This is a genomic window from Chryseobacterium sp. GW821-FHT04C04 (genome assembly GCF_059420365.1).
In genome coordinates, this window is sequence record NZ_JBWKTO010000002.1 from 277,803 (window position 1) to 299,211 (window position 21,409).

Annotated in this window: 21 protein-coding genes; 1 reads left to right on the top strand and 20 read right to left on the bottom strand. The window is 35.1% G+C overall.

What is annotated here, in order from left to right:
- Positions 1 to 117: 117 nt before the first annotated feature.
- The 14 genes from AC07UM_RS07455 to AC07UM_RS07520 all read right to left on the bottom strand — a co-directional run bounded on the left by AC07UM_RS07455 (position 118) and on the right by AC07UM_RS07520 (position 14,650).
- Positions 118 to 804: a hypothetical protein gene (locus AC07UM_RS07455; protein WP_494681902.1), complete on the bottom strand. Its 687-nt coding sequence runs from the start codon at positions 802 to 804 to the stop codon at positions 118 to 120.
- Between the two features lie 226 nt (positions 805 to 1,030).
- Positions 1,031 to 2,365 (bottom strand): trigger factor, encoded by a 1,335-nt coding sequence (locus AC07UM_RS07460; protein ID WP_494681903.1) that lies wholly within the window; start codon positions 2,363 to 2,365, stop codon positions 1,031 to 1,033.
- A 141-nt stretch (positions 2,366 to 2,506) separates the two neighbouring features.
- Positions 2,507 to 3,094: a hypothetical protein gene (locus tag AC07UM_RS07465; protein WP_124534589.1), complete on the bottom strand. Its 588-nt coding sequence runs from the start codon at positions 3,092 to 3,094 to the stop codon at positions 2,507 to 2,509.
- 18 nt (positions 3,095 to 3,112) lie between these two features.
- A complete protein-coding gene (locus tag AC07UM_RS07470) occupies positions 3,113 to 5,506 on the bottom strand; it encodes a TonB-dependent receptor (protein ID WP_494681904.1) in 2,394 nt (797 codons plus the stop codon).
- 267 nt (positions 5,507 to 5,773) lie between these two features.
- Positions 5,774 to 6,130, bottom strand: a complete 357-nt coding sequence (locus AC07UM_RS07475; protein WP_165835308.1) for a hypothetical protein — start codon at positions 6,128 to 6,130, stop codon at positions 5,774 to 5,776.
- Between the two features lie 147 nt (positions 6,131 to 6,277).
- Complete coding sequence (locus AC07UM_RS07480; RefSeq protein WP_494681905.1) at positions 6,278 to 8,206, bottom strand: ABC-F family ATP-binding cassette domain-containing protein; 1,929 nt, start codon at positions 8,204 to 8,206, stop codon at positions 6,278 to 6,280.
- 135 nt (positions 8,207 to 8,341) lie between these two features.
- Positions 8,342 to 8,590 (bottom strand): hypothetical protein, encoded by a 249-nt coding sequence (locus AC07UM_RS07485; RefSeq protein ID WP_103231806.1) that lies wholly within the window; start codon positions 8,588 to 8,590, stop codon positions 8,342 to 8,344.
- A gap of 32 nt (positions 8,591 to 8,622) precedes the next feature.
- On the bottom strand, positions 8,623 to 9,357 hold the full coding sequence (locus AC07UM_RS07490) for a hypothetical protein (RefSeq protein WP_494681906.1): 735 nt from the start codon (positions 9,355 to 9,357) through the stop codon (positions 8,623 to 8,625).
- A 255-nt stretch (positions 9,358 to 9,612) separates the two neighbouring features.
- A complete protein-coding gene (locus AC07UM_RS07495) occupies positions 9,613 to 10,965 on the bottom strand; it encodes a T6SS phospholipase effector Tle1-like catalytic domain-containing protein (RefSeq protein ID WP_494681907.1) in 1,353 nt (450 codons plus the stop codon).
- 149 nt (positions 10,966 to 11,114) lie between these two features.
- A complete protein-coding gene (locus tag AC07UM_RS07500) occupies positions 11,115 to 11,792 on the bottom strand; it encodes a response regulator transcription factor (RefSeq protein WP_494681908.1) in 678 nt (225 codons plus the stop codon).
- Positions 11,761 to 12,528, bottom strand: a complete 768-nt coding sequence (locus tag AC07UM_RS07505; protein ID WP_494681909.1) for a sensor histidine kinase — start codon at positions 12,526 to 12,528, stop codon at positions 11,761 to 11,763. The genes AC07UM_RS07500 and AC07UM_RS07505 overlap by 32 nt, the downstream gene beginning before the upstream one ends.
- Before the next feature lie 14 nt (positions 12,529 to 12,542).
- The gene (locus AC07UM_RS07510) at positions 12,543 to 13,166 is read right to left on the bottom strand and encodes a hypothetical protein (protein ID WP_494681910.1); all 624 of its coding nucleotides are present in this window, start codon (positions 13,164 to 13,166) and stop codon (positions 12,543 to 12,545) included.
- Positions 13,167 to 13,183: 17 nt separating this feature from the next.
- Positions 13,184 to 13,966, bottom strand: coding sequence for a hypothetical protein (locus AC07UM_RS07515; protein ID WP_494681911.1), 783 nt, complete (start codon positions 13,964 to 13,966; stop codon positions 13,184 to 13,186).
- 63 nt (positions 13,967 to 14,029) lie between these two features.
- Positions 14,030 to 14,650: a DUF5715 family protein gene (locus AC07UM_RS07520; RefSeq protein ID WP_494681912.1), complete on the bottom strand. Its 621-nt coding sequence runs from the start codon at positions 14,648 to 14,650 to the stop codon at positions 14,030 to 14,032.
- A gap of 219 nt (positions 14,651 to 14,869) precedes the next feature.
- Here AC07UM_RS07520 and aqpZ point away from each other — a divergent pair, with 219 nt between their 5' ends.
- Positions 14,870 to 15,586: an aquaporin Z gene (aqpZ, locus tag AC07UM_RS07525; RefSeq protein ID WP_034696881.1), complete on the top strand. Its 717-nt coding sequence runs from the start codon at positions 14,870 to 14,872 to the stop codon at positions 15,584 to 15,586.
- Positions 15,587 to 15,761: 175 nt separating this feature from the next.
- On the opposite strand, the gene AC07UM_RS07530 is transcribed toward aqpZ, so the two are convergent.
- The 6 genes from AC07UM_RS07530 to AC07UM_RS07555 all read right to left on the bottom strand — a co-directional run bounded on the left by AC07UM_RS07530 (position 15,762) and on the right by AC07UM_RS07555 (position 21,275).
- A complete protein-coding gene (locus tag AC07UM_RS07530) occupies positions 15,762 to 16,619 on the bottom strand; it encodes a penicillin-binding transpeptidase domain-containing protein (RefSeq protein WP_494681913.1) in 858 nt (285 codons plus the stop codon).
- A gap of 229 nt (positions 16,620 to 16,848) precedes the next feature.
- The gene (locus AC07UM_RS07535; protein WP_494681914.1) at positions 16,849 to 17,394 is read right to left on the bottom strand and encodes a hypothetical protein; all 546 of its coding nucleotides are present in this window, start codon (positions 17,392 to 17,394) and stop codon (positions 16,849 to 16,851) included.
- A gap of 99 nt (positions 17,395 to 17,493) precedes the next feature.
- Positions 17,494 to 18,486: a LuxE/PaaK family acyltransferase gene (locus AC07UM_RS07540; protein WP_494681915.1), complete on the bottom strand. Its 993-nt coding sequence runs from the start codon at positions 18,484 to 18,486 to the stop codon at positions 17,494 to 17,496.
- A gap of 195 nt (positions 18,487 to 18,681) precedes the next feature.
- Entirely contained in the window at positions 18,682 to 19,452 is a 771-nt protein-coding gene (locus AC07UM_RS07545) for a UDP-2,3-diacylglucosamine diphosphatase (protein ID WP_103231813.1), read from the bottom strand.
- A 23-nt stretch (positions 19,453 to 19,475) separates the two neighbouring features.
- Entirely contained in the window at positions 19,476 to 19,922 is a 447-nt protein-coding gene (locus AC07UM_RS07550; protein ID WP_103231814.1) for a 6-pyruvoyl trahydropterin synthase family protein, read from the bottom strand.
- 90 nt (positions 19,923 to 20,012) lie between these two features.
- Positions 20,013 to 21,275, bottom strand: coding sequence for an erythromycin esterase family protein (locus tag AC07UM_RS07555; protein ID WP_494681916.1), 1,263 nt, complete (start codon positions 21,273 to 21,275; stop codon positions 20,013 to 20,015).
- Positions 21,276 to 21,409: the final 134 nt, after the last annotated feature.

Sequence of the window (21,409 nt, forward strand, 5' to 3'; positions counted from 1 at the left end):
TTCTTCACAAGGTGAAGAAATACTGCTTAAAAATTTATAGTTAAATTTGAGTTAAAATTATTAAAACACAAAAAAAACCGGGAAATACCCGGTTTTAATATCATAAAAAAGTGATTTTTATTTAAAATCAGCATCAGTAACTCCAGAATTGATAACAATTTTAGAAGTTTTGATAGTCATTTTCTGACCTCCACCTTCAGCATCTACTACCTCTGGAAACTGTAATCCGTCTACGGTCATATAACTTTTGATGGTCGCGTTACCTTCTCCTGCATCGGTTTTATACAAAAGTCCGGTTCCTGCATCGAAATAAAATTTCCCTTTGTCTGAAGACAATACGTTATAGTCTTTCCCATCCAGTTTTTCTGTTGATACAGTCTGGAAATTAGAAGCATCAAAAGCTAAAGCATCAATTGGCTTTCCTTTTTTCAGCTCAGCAATCTTATCAGCAGGAATATCCATTTTATTTCCCATCTGATCAAAGTATCCTTTTTCGCCGTCAAAAAGCTGAATCATTTCTTTCCCCATCACCGATTGTACAGACTTGAATTTATTCCCTAATTTCTTGGTAGTCATTTGAATTTCCATTCCCTGTACACTCACAGTGTTATCAATAATGGTAGATTTTACAGCCTCCAATTTATCTTTTCCACCTAATGCTTTGAAATAATTATCAACAACTTCTTTAGATGTCAGTTTGGATTTTGCGGCTTCTGTTTTGACAGATGCAGCTCCTTTTTTCTGAGCTGCTGCAGGTACTGAAAAAAGTACTGCACAGAAAAACGGAATGATGATCTTTTTCATATTTATAATAAAGTTTAAAGAGTAAATATAGGAATATTGACGGACATATATCATGGGCCGGAAATAATTCATGAATAATGGGTAAGAAAGCCTAGAATATAAGGCAGGCAGAGCCATCAATCGAATATACTACTGTACGCTGTATAACGGACATTCCCTGATGGGTCTGCAATAAAAAAACCGTCAAAAAAATTGACGGTTTTCAAATATTTATATCTGAATATAATTATTTCTTAAGTTCTTCTAAAAATTCGTCGTGAGAAATTTTAGTTTCTTTTTTAGTCGCTTTTTCAAGAATTACATCTTTCAATTTAGCCATTGCTACTTCAGAAGAAATTTGTCTTACCTGTTCCTGGTCTTTCAACATTTCAACAGCATATTTCTGGATTTCCTCTTCACCTAAGTGGTGGATTCCGTAGATTGCCAATTGATTCTTTACCAACTGCTCAGCCTGTGCCAATACATCAGCATAGTCAAGGTTGATTTCGTTTTCAGTCATCAATTTACCTTCGATGATCTGGTATTTCAATTGGTTTTTCTCAGCTTCAAGAATTTCTTTAGCCTGCTCTTCAGACTGGATATTCTGGTTAGAGAATAATAACCACTTCACAAGGAATGATTCAGGAAGTTTTACTTCTTCTTTACCAGTTACTTGCTCTAATACTTTATTTACAAAGTGAACATCAGCATTTTGTTGGAAGTACTCATCTAATTCAGTTTTCACTTTATCTTTAAGTTCATCTTCAGACTTGATGTTTCCTTCTCCATATACTTTGTCGAATAAGTCCTGATTAAGCTCAGCTAAGTCTAATGAATAGAAGTCTTTTACTTTTACTTCTACTTCATTGTGGTGTAGGTGCTCAACTTCTTCTTTGCTGAATCCTATTTCTTTAGCCAATTCTTCGTCACCTGCAAGAGTTTCTTTAGTTACTTTTACAGAACCTTCCATTTTCAATCCTTTTACCAATTTGAAAGCTTCTTTGTTTTCAGCAGTAATGGTAACGTTTTTTGGGTGGTGGTGGTGCTCTCCTTCAGCATCTTCTTCTACAACCTGAGAAACTTCTAAGGCAATGTAAGAATCTTTAGTGATTTTATCTTGAGGAACCTGCTCAGCGAAACGCTTCTGCATGTTTTCAATACTCTTGCTGATTTCTTTGTCAGAAGCTTCTACTTTGTAGTGAGGAGCTTCATATTTAGCTAAATCTATAGTGAATTCAGGCTCATATCCTACTTCGAAAGCAACTTCTAGTTGATCAGCATTGTAATCTAGTTCATTTACTGGCTGAGGAACAGGCTGACCAACTAATCTTAATTTGTTTTCATTGATATAGTTGTTTAAAGCATCAGAAACTTGTTTGTTGATTTCTTCAAATGCAATACCTGCTTCATATTGTTTTTTAACCATACTCAAAGGCACTTTCCCTTTTCTGAATCCAGGAACTTGCGCATTTTTAGCATAGTTAATCAACTGCTTTTCTACTTTTTCTTTGTAGTCAGATTTTTCCAGTGTTACTGTAAGCAATGCACTTACGTCATCATGGTTTTGTGCGGTAACCTTCATTATTGATTAAAATTTTAGGTTGCAAAAATATGAATTTTTTATGAAAACCACCCACTTAAAATCAACTTATAACGCCAAATATTGTTAAATAAAAAACCACCGGGAATTCCGGTGGCTTTGTTAACAAGATTAAAGGATATATTAATTAATAATATTATAGTTTGCCTGTGCATCTGTTTCCCCTCCTGTATGGGTTCCATACACGACTCCGTTCCCACTCACTGAAGAAGTTTCAGAAACTGTTACCGGCTGGTGGAACAATGTAAGAACCAACTGACTAGCTGCAGAAGTATTTTTTACAGCAGTATTCACAACCCATTTTGTTTTCAATCCCACACGGTTTCCGTCTCCTCTTGTAGAACTGGCATCATCGGTACGTGTTAAAGTAATATCTGAGTTTGGAAAGTTATACACCAGAAAATGTTCATTTTTTGCATCTCTAATTTCCTGAGTAGCGTCTTCATTACCATTCTTGAAGATTACTTCTACATTATAGGTATGTCCATTGATTAATTTAACATTCGGATTCGTTGTACTGTTCACTTGGTAATCATAAACAACAGGAGTTCCCGTAGCTTCATCCGTTACTCTTAAGAGAACATCCGAAAGTTCTTCCTGAGGAAGGTCATCTGCTTCATCATCACTTCTGTTACAAGAAGTTAAACTTAAAGAAACAGCGAAGAATAAAAGTCCTAAGATAAGAGTAGTATTTTTAAAAATATTTTTCATTTTTTTGATTTTAAGTAATTAAAATTGATATTTAAGAGTTAAAATAAAGTTTCTTCCCATTTCGTTGGAAAAGAAACGAAGTCTGTTCAGATAATCTCTGTAAGACGTATTGAATACGTTTCGAATTGAAAAGTCAACTCCGAAATTTTTAGACAGATTCACCCCCGTCTGAAGGTTCCAAAGTGAATATCCATTTGGAGGTGTAGAAATATCTACTTCTTCATTGTAAGCATTTCCGTCAGAATCAAATAATCTGATGGGGACGTTATAAACCGGAAATCTTGTTTGTTTTAAATAAGTATTGTTACTTACTGTAAAATAAAAGTTTTTCCATTCTTTCTTATTGAACTCCAATGAATTATTAAAATTCGGTGGCATCATTAAAATAAGAGGTACATCATTAGTCAGATCCTGTCCATACACATAAGATCCGCTTCCTTTATAGGTCAGATTATCCGTGATCTTAAGCTGAACATCCAGATCCAATCCATACATTTTCGCATTGATCTGTTGATAATTATAGACTACAAAAGCCCCGCCCCATTGTGTATTCTGATATCCTGTAGGAATTTGGTTGATGAAATTTTGAGTATAAAAGAAATATGGGTTTACTGAAACATTCAATCCTTTTAAAATATTTGCTTTTACATCAGCCACTAAGTTAAACTGATTTCCCGTTTCACTTTTCATTCTCATATCTCCTCTTTCAATAATGGCTGCAGAATGGTGAAGTCCGTCTGCAAAAAGTTCTGCAACATTCGGAGATCTGGAAACTCTGGCATAATTGAATTTCAAGTTAAAGTATTCAGATGGATGATAAACAAGCCCTCCGTTTACAGAAACATTATTATAGCTTAAAGAGGGGTTTGTAAGAATCCTGTTTTGGTTTATTCTTACTACAAAATCTGAATAATCTGCTGCATACTGTTTATTCCAGTCACTCAGATCATACCACTTTGTTACGTCATAATGATCAAAATCATATCTTCCTCCCAATTCAAGATCCAGTTGGGGGGCGATTTTATATTTTAATACAGAATAAATTCCTGCATAATATCTGTCATAATTTGGAACAAGTCGTCTCGCCTCAGTCTGAGTATTGGAATAGTTGTTTTGATATCCTGCATTGATTCCTGTTTCAAGATTCCATTTTCCTCTTTCTATCAGGTGATTCACATTCAGATCGTTGGTGATCAGCTCAAGGTCCAAAGCTGGCTTTTTACTCAGTTCTTCTGTACGTCTGATATCATATTCTTTTCTATGATTGTACTGAAAACTATAAGTAGCCGTGATTTTTCCAAAATTTTCAAATCTTTTGTAAGCAGATACTTTAGCAATATGATGCTCGATTTCCTGTTTGGGATTATCAATATCATAACTAAAATCTCTTTGGTAAACGGGTTGTGGTGCTGTAAGAGCATTACGCAAATCTTCAGAATTCCCTACATGAGAGCTTCTAAGAATTCCCACTGTGCTCTTTGTCAGATAATAATCAAATGAAAAACCTTTTTCAAATGTCATCTTCTGAACTCCAAAATTAAATCCGGAGCTCTCTAGTCCGGTATTCATCAAGCCATACTCCGGAGCTTCAAGATCGCCCAGTTTTTTATAGCTTCCATTGGTTTTTATTGCCCAACCGTTTTCCCATGTTTTTGCTAGTTTTACATTAAGATCAGCTCCTCTTCCGTTAGAAATTCCAGAAAGAGAAACACTCCCCATGATGGTATCTTTCTTAGGTAAAACCTGAGGCTGTAAAACAACAACTCCGCCTACAGCTCCCCCTCCGTATTTCAAGGCAGATGCTCCTTTTATCACATCAATATGTTCAAAATTATTGACATCTACATTGGGTGCATGTTCTACCCCCCATTCCTGTTCGGCAAGTTTCACCCCATCATTAAGAATGGAAACTCTACTTCCATAAAGCCCATGAATAATAGGTTTTGCAATGTTATTTCCTGTCTTAAGAACATTAACCCCAGAAATATTAGTTAAAAGATTCCCCAGGTTTTCACTAACATTTCTTGAAATCATTGCTTTGTCAATGGTTTTCACAACCATGCTTCCATTGTTCTTGTGACTTCCGTGAATAGTTACCGTTTCAATATCCTTGATATGATGCTCCAGGGTAATCACCAGCTGAATATCCTTATTAACTCCTATATTTTCAGTATAGTCATCGCAATCAGGATGCTGCGCAACGAGTGTATACTTCCCTGCAGGAATTTTGTCAAAAGAAAATTTACCATTCTTATTGGTTTTCGCTGTAAAGCTTCCGATTTTAATTACAGCATTCTCCAACATAGTTTTGTCGTGAAAATCCTGAACGGTTCCTTCTACAGTATAAGTTTTTTGTGCACTTGTAAATACTGATCCACAAAAGATCAGCAGCAGGCAATATATCAATTTCATTGTAAATAGATTGATTGCGTACCTTTCAATAAGGTACATTTTTCGTTAAAATTTGTCGAAAGGGCTAGTTTGATTGTAAAATGCATTCATGATGAGAAGTTAGAGGTTAGAAGCTAGAAATTAGCAATTGAACATTATCAAATATCAATTACAAATTAACCGTTGTTTTTCCTAACAACTTTATACCTTAAGCTTTAAACATCAAATTTGAAGCATTAAACATTGAACTTTAAAGTATCAAACTTTAAACCCTATAGAATCTATGAATTATGAAATTGCGGGCGGTCCCCGAAGTTGAAAATTGAATTTGGTCTGAGACCAGATTTTCTCCTGAACGGCGATGATTTGTTTTACTTCATGGCTGTAATGCTCGAAAGTAAAACTGAATTCTTCAGGAGCTAAGGTATGTCCGGTAACCAAAAAGTGGCAGGCCAGACAATCGCCAGCTTTCTCTTTAGTAACGGCTTTCGTCACTGTATTCTCCACTTTTTTAAGATTGAAAGCCTTAAAATAGTCGACAGAATCGTGATGGTGAAAGCTCTGAGAAAGCAGCGCAAGGAAGTATACCCCAAACAATAGCTTGGAGATAAAACTCTTTAAATTTCTGCTTTCTTTAAAAATCATGGTTCAAAATTATGAAAATAATTTAATTGTTTCCTTAAACTTTTATTAAATTACTTTGCAACTATTGATAATATGTAATAATAAATAAGGTTCTGTTACAAAAAATGCTTCACAATTTTTAGTCGATGAAGCATTTCTATTTTATTTTTAATCAAGTTGAGTTCCAAGATATTCCCACTCCTGCAGTGCTGTGTCCAGCTCTTCCTTAGCTTTATTGTATTGCTCTAAGGTTTCATCTGAAGGGTTTTCTTTAGCAAAAGAAGCTTCCATTTCCTCTACTTTTGTTTCAAGTTCAGAAATTTTCTCTTCTACTTTTTTGATTTTATTCTGAATATTTTTCTGCTCTTTACTCACAATATTAGAAGTCTGACTGCTGCTCACAGCTGGTTTTTCTTCTACTTTCTTAGGTTCTACCTTTACTTCCTGGTGAAGTTTGGCTTTTTCTGCAGAAATTTCTCTAATCGTTTCTTTTTGTCTGTATTCAAGATATTCGTTGATATCTCCAAGGAATTCTTTCATTTTTCCATCACGGAATTCGTAGATCTTGTCACAAAGTCCCTGAAGGAATTCCCTGTCGTGAGAGATCACAATCAAAGTTCCTTCAAAATTCTGCAATGCCAGCTTGATAATTTCCTTAGACTGGATATCAAGGTGGTTGGTAGGTTCATCCATAATCAACGTATTGAAAGGACGAAGCAATAGTTTACAGAGTGCCAGACGGTTTCTCTCTCCTCCGGAAAGTACTTTTGTTTTCTTAGAAACGGCATCTCCCTGGAACAGGAAAGATCCTAATAAGTCTCTTACTCTAGGTCTTGTCTCTTCTGTTGCAGCATCTTCTGCTTCTTCCAGAACCGTTTTATTAGGTGTTAAGACCTCTTCCTGATTCTGAGCGAAGTACCCGATATTCACATTGTGACCAAGATTCCAGGTTCCTGAATAGTCTTTAATATCTCCTGCTAAAATTTTAGCTAAAGTTGTTTTTCCTTGTCCGTTCTGTCCTAAAAGAGCAATTCTGTCTCCTCTCTGAACAATGAAATCTACATCATCAAAAATCTGTTTCTGCCCGTAAGCTTTCCCAAGATTTATTGCTTCGAAGATCACTTTCCCCGGAACCATAGATTGTACGAAACGAATGTTGAACTTTGAAACGTCTTCATTGTCAACTTCGATACGTTCTATTTTATCTAATCTTTTAATAAGCGATTGCGCGAATGATGCTTTTGTAGCACTTGCACGGAACTTATTAATATTATCTTCCATTTGTTTGATCTCCGCATCCTGATTCTTTTTAGCCTGAATCAGTTTTTCACGGCGATCTTCTCTCATGACCAAATACTTGGAGTAATTGGCTTTATAATCATCAACTTTTCTATTATTGATATCGAAAGTACGGTTACAAACCGCAGTCATAAACTGTTTATCGTGACTTACAAGAACAATAGCTCCCGGATAGTCCTTCAGGAAGTTTTCCAACCAGATGATGGATTCCATATCCAGGTGGTTGGTTGGCTCATCGAGAAGCATAATGTCATTCTTCTGCAGAAGTAATTTTGCCAATTCGATTCTCATTCTCCATCCTCCGGAAAATTCATCGGTGATTTTTTGGAAATCATCAGCTTTAAATCCTAAACCAAATAACACTTTCTCCATATCACCTTCAAGATTGTAGGCATCATGGTTCATCAAAAGGTCATTCAGCTCGGTCATTTTATTAATCAGATCTGTATAAGAATCACTTTCGTAGTCTGTTCTGACAGTCATTTGGTGATTCACCTCCTCAAGCTCGTTTTTCCATGCATTAATCTGCTCGAAAGCCTGCATTGTTTCAGCCCAAACCGTTCTTCCTTTTACGAAATCAAGATCCTGTTTCAGGAAACCAATGGTAACACTTCCTTCAGTGACCACTTCTCCTTCGTAGAAATTAATTTCTTTGGAAAGCATTTTCAATAAAGTGGACTTCCCCGCTCCATTTTTACCTACCAGACCTACTTTATCATCCTTTTTAATGGTGAAATTGACATTTTGAAATAAATAATTTCCTGAATGATGTAATCCTAAACTTTGAACCGAAAGCATTTTAATTGATAATTAGTAATGAATAATGAATTTTCGCCCGCAAAAATACGGAAAAAGAAATGAATAGCCCAGAAATAAAAAAAGCAGCCCGAAATAGGCTGCTTTTTCCTTTAATGTCACTGATGTATAAAATTTTTATCCAGCGGTAAGCGGGGGTGTTTTTCTTCCCGATTCTACCATTGCAATCATCTCTACAAGGGTTTGTGCACCCTCTTTGTAGGTTACCTGCTTGATCCCGTGGTGAGATCCTATTTCATGTTGCAATTCGTTCAAACTGGTAGCCTGAGCCATAGTCATTTTTTTACTCCCATTTTTGATACTGATTTCGTATTCAAAAGTCTCTAAAAGTTTTTTTGCTTTTTTAAGCCATGCTGAAACTGTCATAATTATGTATTTTGGTGATTGGATATTTAATTTTATTTATTGAGAAGCTGTATCAATAGCTGTCCTGCAGATACCGCGTCTACAAAAGTAGCTCCGGGTGCATTTGTAATGCCATAAGTTCCCCGAATCATCTGCAAATCATACTCTGTATTCCGGGCATTAAATGTAAAGCTGCATCCTGATGCCATTGCATTACTCGTAACGGTACCGGAATTTATATTTACCTGAGAAGCGAATACAACTATGTTTTCATTAGGCTGCATACTCACTTCCCCTTGTGGGACACATGTAAAAGCACAGAAAGGAGCAAAGTTTCCATTTACTTTTGCAGCAAGTCCTATTGTAATATTAGGGGTACCTGCCGGTCTTTCATTTCTTACGGTGATTACTTCTTCAGAAGTGGTACCCTCCATCGAAAATGTACCGTCCTGATGGAAATTGATGGCTGTTCCTAAAGGAATTTCCTGTGATAATGCCTGCATCTGAATGGTAGTATTAGGATCAATAACAGATTGATTGAAAACATATACTTTATATTTCCGTTCACAATAAATTTCTTCTGTACCAAACATATTCCCAAAGCTGGTGGCAAACCAAGCCGGTACTCCTGAAGTAATTTGGTTTGAACCTGTTGCCCCTTTGTACCCCATGAGTTGATAACCATTTGCCTGCAGGTATTGTAAGATTTCTCTTTGTTCAGCGGATGTAAAATCAAAGTTAATTGAGTATATGCTAGTTCCAGGTCTTTGAATCAGTGTCTTTTCCATTGTTTTAATCTTTGGTGTTCTTACTCTCTTTGGTAGTAGGCTTTTCAGAATACGCCTTTGCTCATATTTTTTTATTTAAAGCATCATTCAATGAACAGTTCAAAATAACGAGAATTAAAATCCAAAAACTACAGTAGAATGTACCAAATTTAAAACTAAGTACTTATACTTAATTGATAATCAGTATTTTTCACAGAAAAGGAGACACCTGAATGATGTCCCCTAACCTAAATTTAAAACTGAGAAGTGATAGCGTTAATTATTAATTCCGTTTAACTTGATAGTTGAGGGTGTTTTTAAAATTGAGCGAATCCAGATATCATTGTTGGGAACGTTTGTTCCATACAGAAAATCTGCTACAAAGCTGTCTTCCGGCAAATGAAGTTCTACGGAAAGCCTGACCTCACTGGTCTGATCCACAGAGGTACTGCTGGAAACATTTAATCCGTTATTGATCAGTTCAATATTAATTTCCTTAGGTGTTCTTTTCTGGAAAATTTTATTGTATAAGCCAAAATTGGAAGAAATATGGGTATAATCTGCAAATCTTCCGAAATCATAGATCGGTTTTTTATTGATGGAAAGATCTTGTATATATTCTTTCATTTTGCTATAAAAACGGTTGAGAAAAGAATGTTTATTATAATCTGTTCCAAAATAGGCATTGTTTTCTGTGCTGAAGATGGGCAATATTGTATTGGTCTCATCCATCATGAGCTTTCCATATACTTTTGAAAGATCATTGTATACTTTATCCCGGCATACATAAGCCTGCGAAAGACCATCTTTTGTTTCAACTTCATAGCCGGAAAGCAGAACGTCCCAGATTTTATTTCCTTCAGCATTGGTTTTTGCATTTCTGATATCTGAAACATAATTATGCAGATCATCAATATTCATGAAATCTGTAGAAATATAAACAGATTGCGGTCCTTCCAGATAGCCGCCGCCTATATCTGCATGATCACCTGGTACAAAGATTTCTTTCCAAACCGATGACTGCTTTTCAGATTTCTGGTCCTGCATTACTTTTGAATTTTCAAAAAACCCGGTAAGCGGGAAGAAAAACCGACTCTCATTCACTGCACAGATATGCAACGCATTTTCTACCTGGACAGGAACGCTCAGATTATAGGTATTGAAAGGCTTGGATTCTACGGTATCAAAAGCTCCTAAAAATTTTATCCTGCAATTTTCCAGAGAATAATAAGTTAAAAGATGGTTGCAGAAAGTTCTTGCCAGCATCCCACCTCTGCCAAATCCATAGATATAAAAATGATATACCTTTGTCTCATCAAGAGTAATCTGCCGTACAAATTCCTCTGCTTTCTGAAGCTTATCATCAGAAGAATATCCATTTCCGTACGGCGGGTTTGCACATGTTGCCATTGCAAAATTATTATCTTCACTACCTGCTACAGTTCCAATTCCTTCGATATATATTTTTTCATCACCCATAAATAAACTGTATAATTTATAGATATTAGTGAAGTTCCCATAGTAGCTTTCATTATTATTGAGCGGTTTGTCCGGTGAAAGAATATTTACCCCATTATTTCCTGTACCGTCGAAGAAAATCCCAACGGAAATCACGCTGCTGCCATTCATGTTTTTACTTTAATTTTATTACAGATCTTGTTTGTGTTTTTTTTCAACTAAAATCCCTAAAAGAGACATTTCAAAATAACAGAAGAAAAGCAAGGTTAACTAGAGTGAAAAGTACTAAATAAAAAATTCCGTATTTCTACGGAATCAAGTTATATTTTTTCAAGGGAATAAATATTGTTGACAATGGCATAAATGACTATCCCTACTGTATTTTTGGCTCCTATCTTCTCCAGAATACGCTGTCTGTGACTTTCTACGGTTCTTGGACTGATAAAGAGTTTTTCTCCTATTTCGTTGTTGGTAAACTCCTGACAGATCAGTTTTACAACATCTTTTTCTCTTTCAGAAAGCTCATCTTCTGTCTCAAAAAGGGAATTTTTCTTGGCAGTACTGTTCATATAGGTAAACAGCATTTGATGATCTTCCGCTGTAAAGAAAACTCCGTTTTTGTCAACCATCGTAATGGCCTCAATAAACGTTTTTTTATTTGAGTTTTTTGGAAGAAATGCTGACACTCCCAGTTTCACCATATATCCAAGGATAGAGGTCTTATAATGGGATGATAGAATAATAATTTTAAGGTCAGGATGTTTTTCTTTTAAGATTTCTACCAGTTCAAAGCCATTCATAGGTTTCATCTGAACATCTACAAGGGCAATATCAGGAAATTCATCTTCTGAAAGTTTTTCGAGGTCTACTATAAAATCGGGGCCATTATCTGCGGTAAGGCATACCGATATATTTTTTTCATTGGACAGCAACATTTTTACCCCTTCGAGGATCAGCTGTTCATCATCAATCAGTGCTAGTTTGATTTGGGAACTCATGATGTTTTGGAATTTTTATGATTAAACGACTTCCTTTATTCGAAAAAGTTTTTTTCCATTTGTGTGTAGCGTTCATAGATTTGATACGGGATTCAATATTTTTAATTCCCATTCCTTTTTTTACATCTTCATATTCGAAGCCTTGTCCGTTATCTGAAATAATGACCGCCATATTTTCAGGATAATCTTTAATATAGATCCAAAGGTCCGCGGCATTTGAATGCTTGATCACATTGGTTGTAAATTCCTGAATAATTCTATACAGCTGTACTTCTACAAAAAGATCTTTTTTTTCATATCCCGGCATTACCTGCAGGGAAATATTAATTTTGTGGGAAAGGTTGGATATTAATTCTTCAACATATAAAACCAGCCCCACCGATTCCAGATTTACAGGATATAATGAATGAGAAATACCTCTGGCAGCATCAATCAGGGAAGACATCTGACTGTAAATGTTTTTTTTGATCAGATCATCACCCTGAGTATCAAGATTATTTAACCATAGGGAAAGAATATTGAGCCGGTTTCCAATGTCATCATGAATCATTACTGCAATTCTTTTTCTTTCTTCTTCCTGGGCTTTAATGTTTTCCAGCACTAATTTTTTCTGGTGCAAAACTTCCGCTTCATGCTGTACATTTTTCTCCTTAATAATTCTGGTTATAAAAGCTCTGTAAGCAAGCAGAATAAACGATACTATAACTGTTATGGTAACAATTATAAGAATAAGCAAATTGATATTTAAAGTTACTTCTTTAATTTGATAAATGTATATAAAAATGAACAGTACAAAATACTCGAAAGAATATTATTAGCACTGAGAATAATATAATAATCGTTTTCTGAAAGGTTGGCTATCTGATGCTGTACGATAAAGATAAACACTGAAACAGAATAATAGAAAAAAATACTGGCATCTACGAGAAGAAAACGGTTCTGAGCAGACGTATTTTTAATCTCACGGATCATCATAACCCCGGAAAGGCAAATAATCATAATATTGGAAACTACTTTCGCAATATCAGCATTGGAAGGGTAATCAAATCCATATTTCGAGATCATAAAAGCCACTGCTAGTGAACCCGTAAGACCGAGAACAGATTTTGGCCCATCCAGTTTTCTGATGAATAATCCTGTCAGCAGAAAAAACTCCCCGGCAATGTAGAAGGGATATAGAAATGAAGTATCATTAAGCCTGAAGATATAGGGTAATACCAGGTTCAGTAATTCAATAAAAAAAAGAAAAGCAATACAATAAAAATACTGCTTTTCTTTAGAATGTAATATGCGATATTTTGCTGCTCCCAAAAGTATAACAGATAGAAGCAGTCCATAATTCAGGAATAAAATTACCTTATAAAGTTCGGCCATTCCTTGAGTATATTATTTTAAAATTCACATCCAACATCTACATCCGGTATACGGCAGATAGGAGGACATGGTTTTGCCCAGTCATAGGTATTTGAAATGGTCTGCGCCCCAGCTACTGTATTACTCTTAGGGTTCTCTATGAAAGAGATAAAAATAAGGGTTACCAGCATTTTTCCATAAATATCATTGTATTTAAGACCAAAAGAGCAGGTAATACTTGCTAAGTTTTCATCTGAAAGACAAAGATCTGCTGTAGGAACATAGAACTTTCTGAAAATCCCGCTTCCTTGATCTTCTCCGCATTCTTTGTAAAACCAATCCATCCCTTCATTTCTCCAGCGCTCAATAGCATTTACTGCAATATCCTGTTCAAGAATTGGTGTACTGGATATAGGAAAAGACATATTGGAATCTTTCTCTGTTTTTTCAAGACTTTTGGAAAGAACTGCATTTTTAACAACGGTATATTCCTGGATTTCCTGAAGTCTCACGTCTTTCTCCAGTTCGGTAAGAAAGCAGTATGGGTATTCTTTTACATCTATTTTTGTTCCTTTATCATTCATAGGATAAAGAATCATAATCAAACGCTCTTTATATACCCCTATCGCCGAACAAAACTCTTTATATTCCTCAAAACCTTTCATCCATTCAAGGTGGTCTCTGGAAATTCTAAAAACATAGTTGGTAGGAATAAGACTCTGAATTTTGGAAAAATCAGAAAAGCGAGCTTTCCACTCACCTGCTGCAGCTCTACATTCTTCTACAGGAAGCATGTAGTCTACAATGTTTAATGTTGTCATAAGCATAGTTTTTTTGTTGTATAAAAGTATATAAACTAAATATGCTATGCAAGAAGATTTTTATTAATAATTTTTCACCGTAATATGAAAACAGCTCTGCTGCTTTTCTTTGATATAATAGATTCTACCGGCCTTTTCATAATGCTTCAGTACCTTTTCAAGTGCAGCTTCCATTTTGGGATTATACTTCAAAACGTTGTTGAATCTTATATAAGAAATATCAAAAGAGTTGCCGTAATTATGAGAACTAATTCCTAGTGAGGCATTAGAATTTACTCTTCTCAGCCTGCATTGGTCTTCAAGAGTTCTGGTGATGGATGAAACTGTAAATGTGCCACCTTTTGTGTCTTTACTGAACTTTGAACCTATTTTCTCCAACGTAGTTTTTGCTTTTGAAACCATATAAGCCCTGCTGTAATCAAGTCTCTGGATCTGATATCCTTTACTGGTCTTTTTTATTTTGTGGAATTTCCCGTTATTGATATACTTCTGTACTGTTTTGGAATCTTTCAGAAGCTGTATTCCGAAACTCTTTGAGGCATCAAGATGAGGTTTGTAAAGCGGTGTAGCCTCCACCTTCAATACAGCAGCAAGATCATAGCAGGGAAAAGATTTTTTCGCCGTCTGCGAATAGTGTAAACTATAAATAAAAGGCACGAAGACCACACAAAAAAACTTTCTCATTCACCATCATTTAAAATTACAAATAAAAGATAAAACATTTATGTTATCTCTTCCAAAACCGACTATAATACTCTGTGAATAAATCCCAAACAAACTTTACACCAAATTACTGATTTTACAATTTTTGTTCCCACTTTTTTGAAATATTTTTTCAGTTTTAACTTTCTACTTTAAGATTTAAATTTTACATTTGAGATACATTAAACAATAAACAACATGATAAAAAAACTTTTCGCTGAATTTTTCGGCACATTTTGGCTTGTTTTCGGAGGTTGTGGAAGCGCTGTTTTTGCAGCTGGTGTTCCAGACATTGGCATCGGACTTTTAGGAGTTGCCCTGGCCTTCGGTCTTACTGTTCTGACTATGGCTTACGCGGTAGGCCACATTTCAGGGGGACATTTTAACCCGGCAGTTTCTTTTGGACTTTTAGCAGGGGGAAGATTTCCTGCCAAAGATCTTATCCCTTACATTGTAGCCCAGTGTCTGGGAGCAATTGTCGCTGCAGGATGTCTGTATACCATCCTTAACGGAGCAGGAGCCGTGGAATTCTCAAAACCCGGAGATTTCGCCACCAACTTCTACGGAGAGGCTGTTTACAACGGAAAGGCTTTCAGCATGGGTGCTGCATTCCTGGCTGAGTTTTTATTAACCGCTTTCTTCCTTATCGTCATCATGGGAGCTACGGATAAATGGGCCAACGGTAAGTTTGCCGGTCTTGCCATCGGTCTTGCCCTTACTTTGATCCACCTGATCTCTATTCCGATTACGAATACCTCTGTAAACCCTGCAAGATCACTTTCACAAGCAGTCTTCATGGGAGGAATTGCCATGTCACAGCTTTGGCTGTTCTGGGTAGCTCCTATCTTAGGTGGAGTTGTAGGAGGATTGATCTACAAGTTCTTACTTCAGAGAGACACTGCTGAAATTGCAGATTAATTAAATTAAAAATAAATTTTAAGAAAAATAAACTATCTCGGTCGAGATAGTTTATTTTTTTTGGTCATGTGGTCAAAAATAGTTGGTGATTTTTAGAAAAACAATGTCAAATTTCCATTATAAATAGAAAACGTCAACATTAGAACTTCAGGAAATGTAGATATACAATCATTTTTTACTGTATAATATTCAAGTCCTTAAAGACTGCTTTTGTAATTTCTTTTCTACAGGCTCCAAAATTAGGATTATTTATCTGTCTGTTTTGAAGAAGTCTGGTAGCAAAAAAATATGTTCCTTTATTATTTTCTATGCTTCCCACCCACCAGCCGGTGTTTATTCCGTTATCTCTTGTCCAGCCTGTTTTCGATCGGATCGTAAAGTCTTCCGTTTTTTCAGTAACCATCACTCTTTTTACTATTTCAATATTTTTTTTTGAAAAAGGAAGATCTTCTGTATATAATTTTTTTATAAATTCTACCTGATTAACTGGTGAAATTTCAAATTTTCCAAAATTCCAAAAATCAGCATCTGTTTGTGAAAGATCAAGATTTCCATAACGGGAGCGCATTAAATATTTCTTATAATTTTCCTTTCCAATTTCCTTTGCCAGTTCTACAAATACCCAGCCTGCAGATACCTGAAATGCTTCTTTCACTGTCATATCATGATAAATATCGGGCCTAAATCCATATTTTACAGTATCAGTTTTCCCTGTCCATTTTACCACATCATATTCATCCTTAATAATCTTTGTTTCTAAGGCAACCAGCAGATTAATGATTTTGAAAGTTGAGGCAGGAAGGGTTTCTTTTTTGGAATCAATAGTGTCTGACAAAAACCATTTCTTTTTGCTATTATCATATATTACGACAGATCCTTCTACCCGGCATTCATCAAAATATTTTTTGAAGTCATTTCTGATTACAACATTCTCTTTATTGAAATTCGTGGAATCTTTTAAACGGTTATTCACACCACAGGAAACAACCAATGCAGTGAAACAAGTGTATTGAATAATTTGTATGAATTTCATGTTTTTTGACTAAGGTTACATTTTAATTCTTGGAAATATTCATAATAACAATATATTGAACGCAATTTTCACGATATGTTCTAATGTTAAATGTAACTTTTCAATGTCATCTCCATCAGTATAAAAAATCCATCCGTCATTTCCAGTAATATATTTATCCATTACAATTATGTTCTACTAATGTACAAAAAGAAAGCATCAAAAAAGTCCTGTATGGAAACAGGATTTCTTATTTTATCTTTTTAATTTCAAAAGGGTTTTTGAAGATCAGTTCTTCATGCTTGCCTTTGATTTCCATTTTACGCTGAAGTAAATTCAAAGCCATTTTTCTGATAAAAAGGTCTTTATCATTGAGTTTCCAATAAGAATCTTCATGAAGCTTTTTAGGCTGGCGGATAAGGTAAAATTCGGTTTCCCAGGTATCTACGTTATGGTAAAACTCGATAATCCCGCAATGCTCAGGGATAAGAGCAGCGTCTACCATTCCCATCGGGAGCAAAAAGCTGAAAGCATTACAAATATAGTCTCCACAGGAAATTTTATCGTGTTTCAGAAATTTTTCTCCGGTATCTTTATTGAGATATGACTTTTTGAAATCATTTTTAAAATCACTTTTTGACAGCTTGATCTCTATTTCATGACTTCCACCTTCTGAATCGATGGTCAGTATATCCGCTTCCCAATCTGCCTGAAAATAATTAGTCAGTACGATCTCTTTTTCAAAATCGCAATGGGCATGGATGTAGGCATGTGTAAGTTCTTCTATTTTGATCATTCGTATGATTGTAAAATGTACAATAGTGAATTATGCTAAGTGTTATTTTCACTTCACATATAAATGAAGATAAAATTCACAAGAGATCTATCCTTTTTCCTAGCTTACCAATAGGCTGCATCCTCTGATATCAGAGTGATCTATCCTTCCTAATACCTGAAACTTATCTCCTGTTATTTTCCCAAGATCCTGTGTTGCAATAAATGAGCAGGAATGAATATTGGCAAGATCAATGATATTAATAGCCCCCGTTCTTCCTTCTTTTTCGTAAGCCAAAGGGTCTTCTGCATTCCGAACCATAATTCTCATCCAGTTTGGGCATTTATATTCATTATTTCCAAGTGAATAAGCCTGTGAAAGCAGTTCCGTCATAGAATATTCTGAATAAATCTTTTCTGTTTTAAGACCATTCTGCAAGATTTTCAGCAGTTCATCTTTGGTCATTTCTTCTTTTCGCCCTTTCATTCCTCCGGTTTCAATCACTATTAAATTTTCAGGAAAGTTGAGGGGTTCTTCGCTTTGCTCGAAATGACAATAGTCTAAAAAGTCAAGAAGAGCAAAGGAAACTCCGAAGAGAATGACTTTTCTATCCTGTAATGTGTTCAAAAGGTCAAAGAGTTCAGAATGGTTGTAAAGGAAATATCCATTTTCCGGCTTGGCAGATTTTTTCATAAGATAATCCACCATATAGATCAGTGATGAATTCTGTTTTTCCAGATAACTAGGAAGTAATCCCAGGAAAATAAATTCTTCAGGTTTTCCTATAAACTGTTCAAAGCTTTTATAAATACTCTCTTCATAAAGTTCCGGATCTGCAATAAAATGCTTTGAAAGATTCATCTGTGTAGTTCCCGAACTTTGAAAAAACAAATCTGTACTTACGTTTTTATCCAGAATCAAATGATTTTTAAACATTTCTATTGGCAAAAACGGAATTTTCACCAAGCTGTCTACCTCATCAGGATTCACCTTCAGAAAGTCTACAAATTTCCTGTATATTTCAATATTTTCATATTGATATCGAAATGTTTTCAATGATGCATTCAGAAAATCCTCTTCAGTCTGTATGTTGAACATATTTTTCAATTCCATAAACTTTTTAAGCTTATTACTTCCTCACTATGAAGCAATTACAAAGATAAAACAATGTTATTTAATAATTTTTTAATCTATCAAATCTATTTTGGTAAACTTATTGCAAGTATTTATTTGGAATATGGATTAAAAACAAGAATCGGTTTCGGCCTATTCGAAGATTACCTCTTTTTAGGGGTAATTTTTTTTGCTTTATTTTTCAAAAGTCTTTAGTTCAAAGTCCTTTTCAAAAACCCCATAAGTAAAATAAGAAATCCAGTCTCCGAGATTGATATATTTTGAATTCTGTTCCAGATCCAGTACCATAGGCAGATGTCTGTGCCCATAGATAAAGTAATCTATCTTCTGAGTCTTCAGCTTTTCTTTGGAATAAATAATCAGAAACTCTTTATCTTCTCCCAGGAAAGCTTTGTCTTCTTCGCCGGAGATCATTTTATTTTTCTGAGAAAGGTAGAGTGCAACTTTCATTGCAATATCAGGATGAAGCCATTTGAAAAACCACTGTGCCACAGGATTGGTGAATAATTTCTTCATTCTTTTATATCCTTTGTCTCCAGGTCCCAATCCATCTCCATGTGCCAACAGGAACTGCTTCCCTCCCATTTCAAAATATTGTTTCTGATAAAAAACAGTACATCCTATCTCCTCTTCCAGATAATCTTTCATCCACAGATCATGGTTTCCGACAAAGAAATAAATATGAATTCCTCTGTCTTTAAGCTCTGCAATTTTTCCAAGTACCCGGACATATCCTTTAGGAATAACATGCTTCCATTCATGCCAGAAATCAAAAAGGTCACCCATTAAAAACAAAACCTGAGCATCTTCTTTGATCTCATCCATCCAACGTATAAACTTATCCTCACGCACCTTGCTCTCCTTCGGCGTAGGAGCACCAAAATGCTGATCTGAAGCAAAATATACTTTTTTTCCAGGTTCTAAATTAATTATCGTCTTTAACACCTTCTGAGTTTTGTGGGATATAATTATTGATTATCTTCTGCAAACCATTCTCCATAAGAGTTTTCTGTCTCATGAAGTTTAAGATAAGCTAAAGAAATTCCATCAGGAAGTTTTGATTTAACTTTTGCAGCAATAGCATACAGCATGTTTTCACAAGTTGGCTGGAAGCTGCAGTAGATTACTTTATGTCCTTTCTGTTCAAGGTCATCCCCCAGTTCTTTGTGTGGAGATAGTGCATTGACAAGAACCGAATGGTCCCATACATCTACGATCTCAGATTTTACGATACTTTTGATATCTCCGAAATCTACCACCATTCCATTTTTAGGATTTTCAATATCATTGATCGGTTTTCCTTTCACTGTTACAAACAGCTTGTAGGAGTGTCCATGCATATTTTTACATTTCCCATCGTAGTTGTAAAGCACGTGAGCAGTTTCGAATGTAAAAATTTTTGTAATACGTATCATAGTGCAAAGATATGACAAAACGGTCTAACTTGAAAAAGCCAGACCATCTATAAATTGATTCATAAAAATCTATTAGAACTCTCTGAAAGTTTAATCAGTAAATAAATGCTCTGCTGCGTTCGTATGTTTTATAAAAATTATTCCGTCAAAACATTCGTTCAGCTTAAGAGGTTCTGTTATCGTAAATTTTTCTGAAGCTGGCGTTATTGGCCCATACCCCATTAATCTCATCTTAAAAGCTTGTCCATAAATTTCTTCAGAGTTTCCACGGAAGTCTACAAAATAATTTTCAAACTTTTTACTTGCTAATTTCTCTTCCCAACTATTTTCCAATTGTTTTGGCAGCGGATAAGAGGTGTATTTGTTATTTTTTACTGCGCGGGGATCTGTAGTGGCACTATAGGTTCCGGAAGCTGTAGATGTGGCCAATGCATAGTATTCTTTTCCATATTTTTCTTTTAGATACCCTCCCATTCCGTCTACCAGTATAGGCTTCAGGGCAATATGTCCGTCATGTGCAAAAAGAATCATTTTTTTATGATATCCTGATTGAATTTTTTCAATCATTTCGGCCATGATAAAATCTCTAGAAACATCATAATTCTTTTTACCCGCTTCATAAGGGATCTTAAATCCCAATTCAAGATGATGTAATGCCAGTTTTGAACTCAGATTCATCTTCGGACCATATAAGCTATCTATTTTTTTAGTCAGTAAATACCCTTCTGATCCGTTCTTTATGACCGCTTTCATATCTAGTCTGAAAGATGGGTCATTTTGTTTTTCCCACATTTGGTCCTGCAAAACTGCCTTCTTTTGAATTTCTTCTGTCATCTCAGAATACTCTTGTCCCAAATCAGTAGTTTTTTTCAGAATTTTGGCACTGTTGGTAAGAGAATCTGTATCGAATCCGGAAATGATCACTTTGTCTTTATGATTCTTATTATATATTCTAATCCACTCCAAAAGATCATTAATTTCCTTTGTTTGCCAGATAGAGGTCACATATTGCTTTAATGCAACCTTCAAATCAGCATCGGAATTAACGGCCTCATTAAGAAGTGAAGCATCGCCATAAGCGCTTTCAAAAGCTACGATTCTAAAATCATTTTTGTTAATCAGCTGCTTTGAAATCTCACTTCTGATTTCATTAAACTCTTTAGTCCCATGGGTTCCTTCTCCCAGTCCAACGATAGTATAATCTTTTAATTGCCTGCTAATTTCTTGTACTCCCTTAGATCCATTTTTATTGCCTGTGAAGTGAGTCTGAATTGGTATTTCTTCTTTTTTATGTTGTGAAAATCCTATTGAGGAAACTAATACGAGATTGAGTAAAAAATATTTCTTTAGCATTATCATAATCTATACAAAATGTTCAATAGGCTAATATTGCTTCAATACAATATTCAAAGCCTTATTCATTGGTGTAAATTTAAAAAGAAATTATGTCAGATTCTTATTCAAATATGCCATTAACTGTTTATTAA

Bases quoted from the DNA above. Each gene is read 5' to 3' on its own strand.
- AC07UM_RS07495 (WP_494681907.1), bottom strand. From the start codon at position 10,965: ATGAATGGCAGCAGCGTGATTTCCGTTGGGATTTTCTTCGACGGTACA.
- AC07UM_RS07515 (WP_494681911.1), bottom strand. From the start codon at position 13,966: ATGACAACATTAAACATTGTAGACTACATGCTTCCTGTAGAAGAATGT.
- AC07UM_RS07500 (WP_494681908.1), bottom strand. From the start codon at position 11,792: ATGAGTTCCCAAATCAAACTAGCACTGATTGATGATGAACAGCTGATC.
- AC07UM_RS07555 (WP_494681916.1), bottom strand. From the start codon at position 21,275: ATGCTAAAGAAATATTTTTTACTCAATCTCGTATTAGTTTCCTCAATA.
- AC07UM_RS07485 (WP_103231806.1), bottom strand. From the start codon at position 8,590: ATGACAGTTTCAGCATGGCTTAAAAAAGCAAAAAAACTTTTAGAGACT.
- AC07UM_RS07510 (WP_494681910.1), bottom strand. From the start codon at position 13,166: ATGGCCGAACTTTATAAGGTAATTTTATTCCTGAATTATGGACTGCTT.
- AC07UM_RS07530 (WP_494681913.1), bottom strand. From the start codon at position 16,619: ATGAAATTCATACAAATTATTCAATACACTTGTTTCACTGCATTGGTT.
- AC07UM_RS07470 (WP_494681904.1), bottom strand. From the start codon at position 5,506: ATGAAATTGATATATTGCCTGCTGCTGATCTTTTGTGGATCAGTATTT.
- AC07UM_RS07490 (WP_494681906.1), bottom strand. From the start codon at position 9,357: ATGGAAAAGACACTGATTCAAAGACCTGGAACTAGCATATACTCAATT.
- AC07UM_RS07550 (WP_103231814.1), bottom strand. From the start codon at position 19,922: ATGATACGTATTACAAAAATTTTTACATTCGAAACTGCTCACGTGCTT.
- AC07UM_RS07540 (WP_494681915.1), bottom strand. From the start codon at position 18,486: ATGGAATTGAAAAATATGTTCAACATACAGACTGAAGAGGATTTTCTG.
- AC07UM_RS07460 (WP_494681903.1), bottom strand. From the start codon at position 2,365: ATGAAGGTTACCGCACAAAACCATGATGACGTAAGTGCATTGCTTACA.
- AC07UM_RS07535 (WP_494681914.1), bottom strand. From the start codon at position 17,394: ATGATCAAAATAGAAGAACTTACACATGCCTACATCCATGCCCATTGC.
- AC07UM_RS07520 (WP_494681912.1), bottom strand. From the start codon at position 14,650: ATGAGAAAGTTTTTTTGTGTGGTCTTCGTGCCTTTTATTTATAGTTTA.
- AC07UM_RS07475 (WP_165835308.1), bottom strand. From the start codon at position 6,130: ATGATTTTTAAAGAAAGCAGAAATTTAAAGAGTTTTATCTCCAAGCTA.
- AC07UM_RS07480 (WP_494681905.1), bottom strand. From the start codon at position 8,206: ATGCTTTCGGTTCAAAGTTTAGGATTACATCATTCAGGAAATTATTTA.
- AC07UM_RS07455 (WP_494681902.1), bottom strand. From the start codon at position 804: ATGAAAAAGATCATCATTCCGTTTTTCTGTGCAGTACTTTTTTCAGTA.
- AC07UM_RS07465 (WP_124534589.1), bottom strand. From the start codon at position 3,094: ATGAAAAATATTTTTAAAAATACTACTCTTATCTTAGGACTTTTATTC.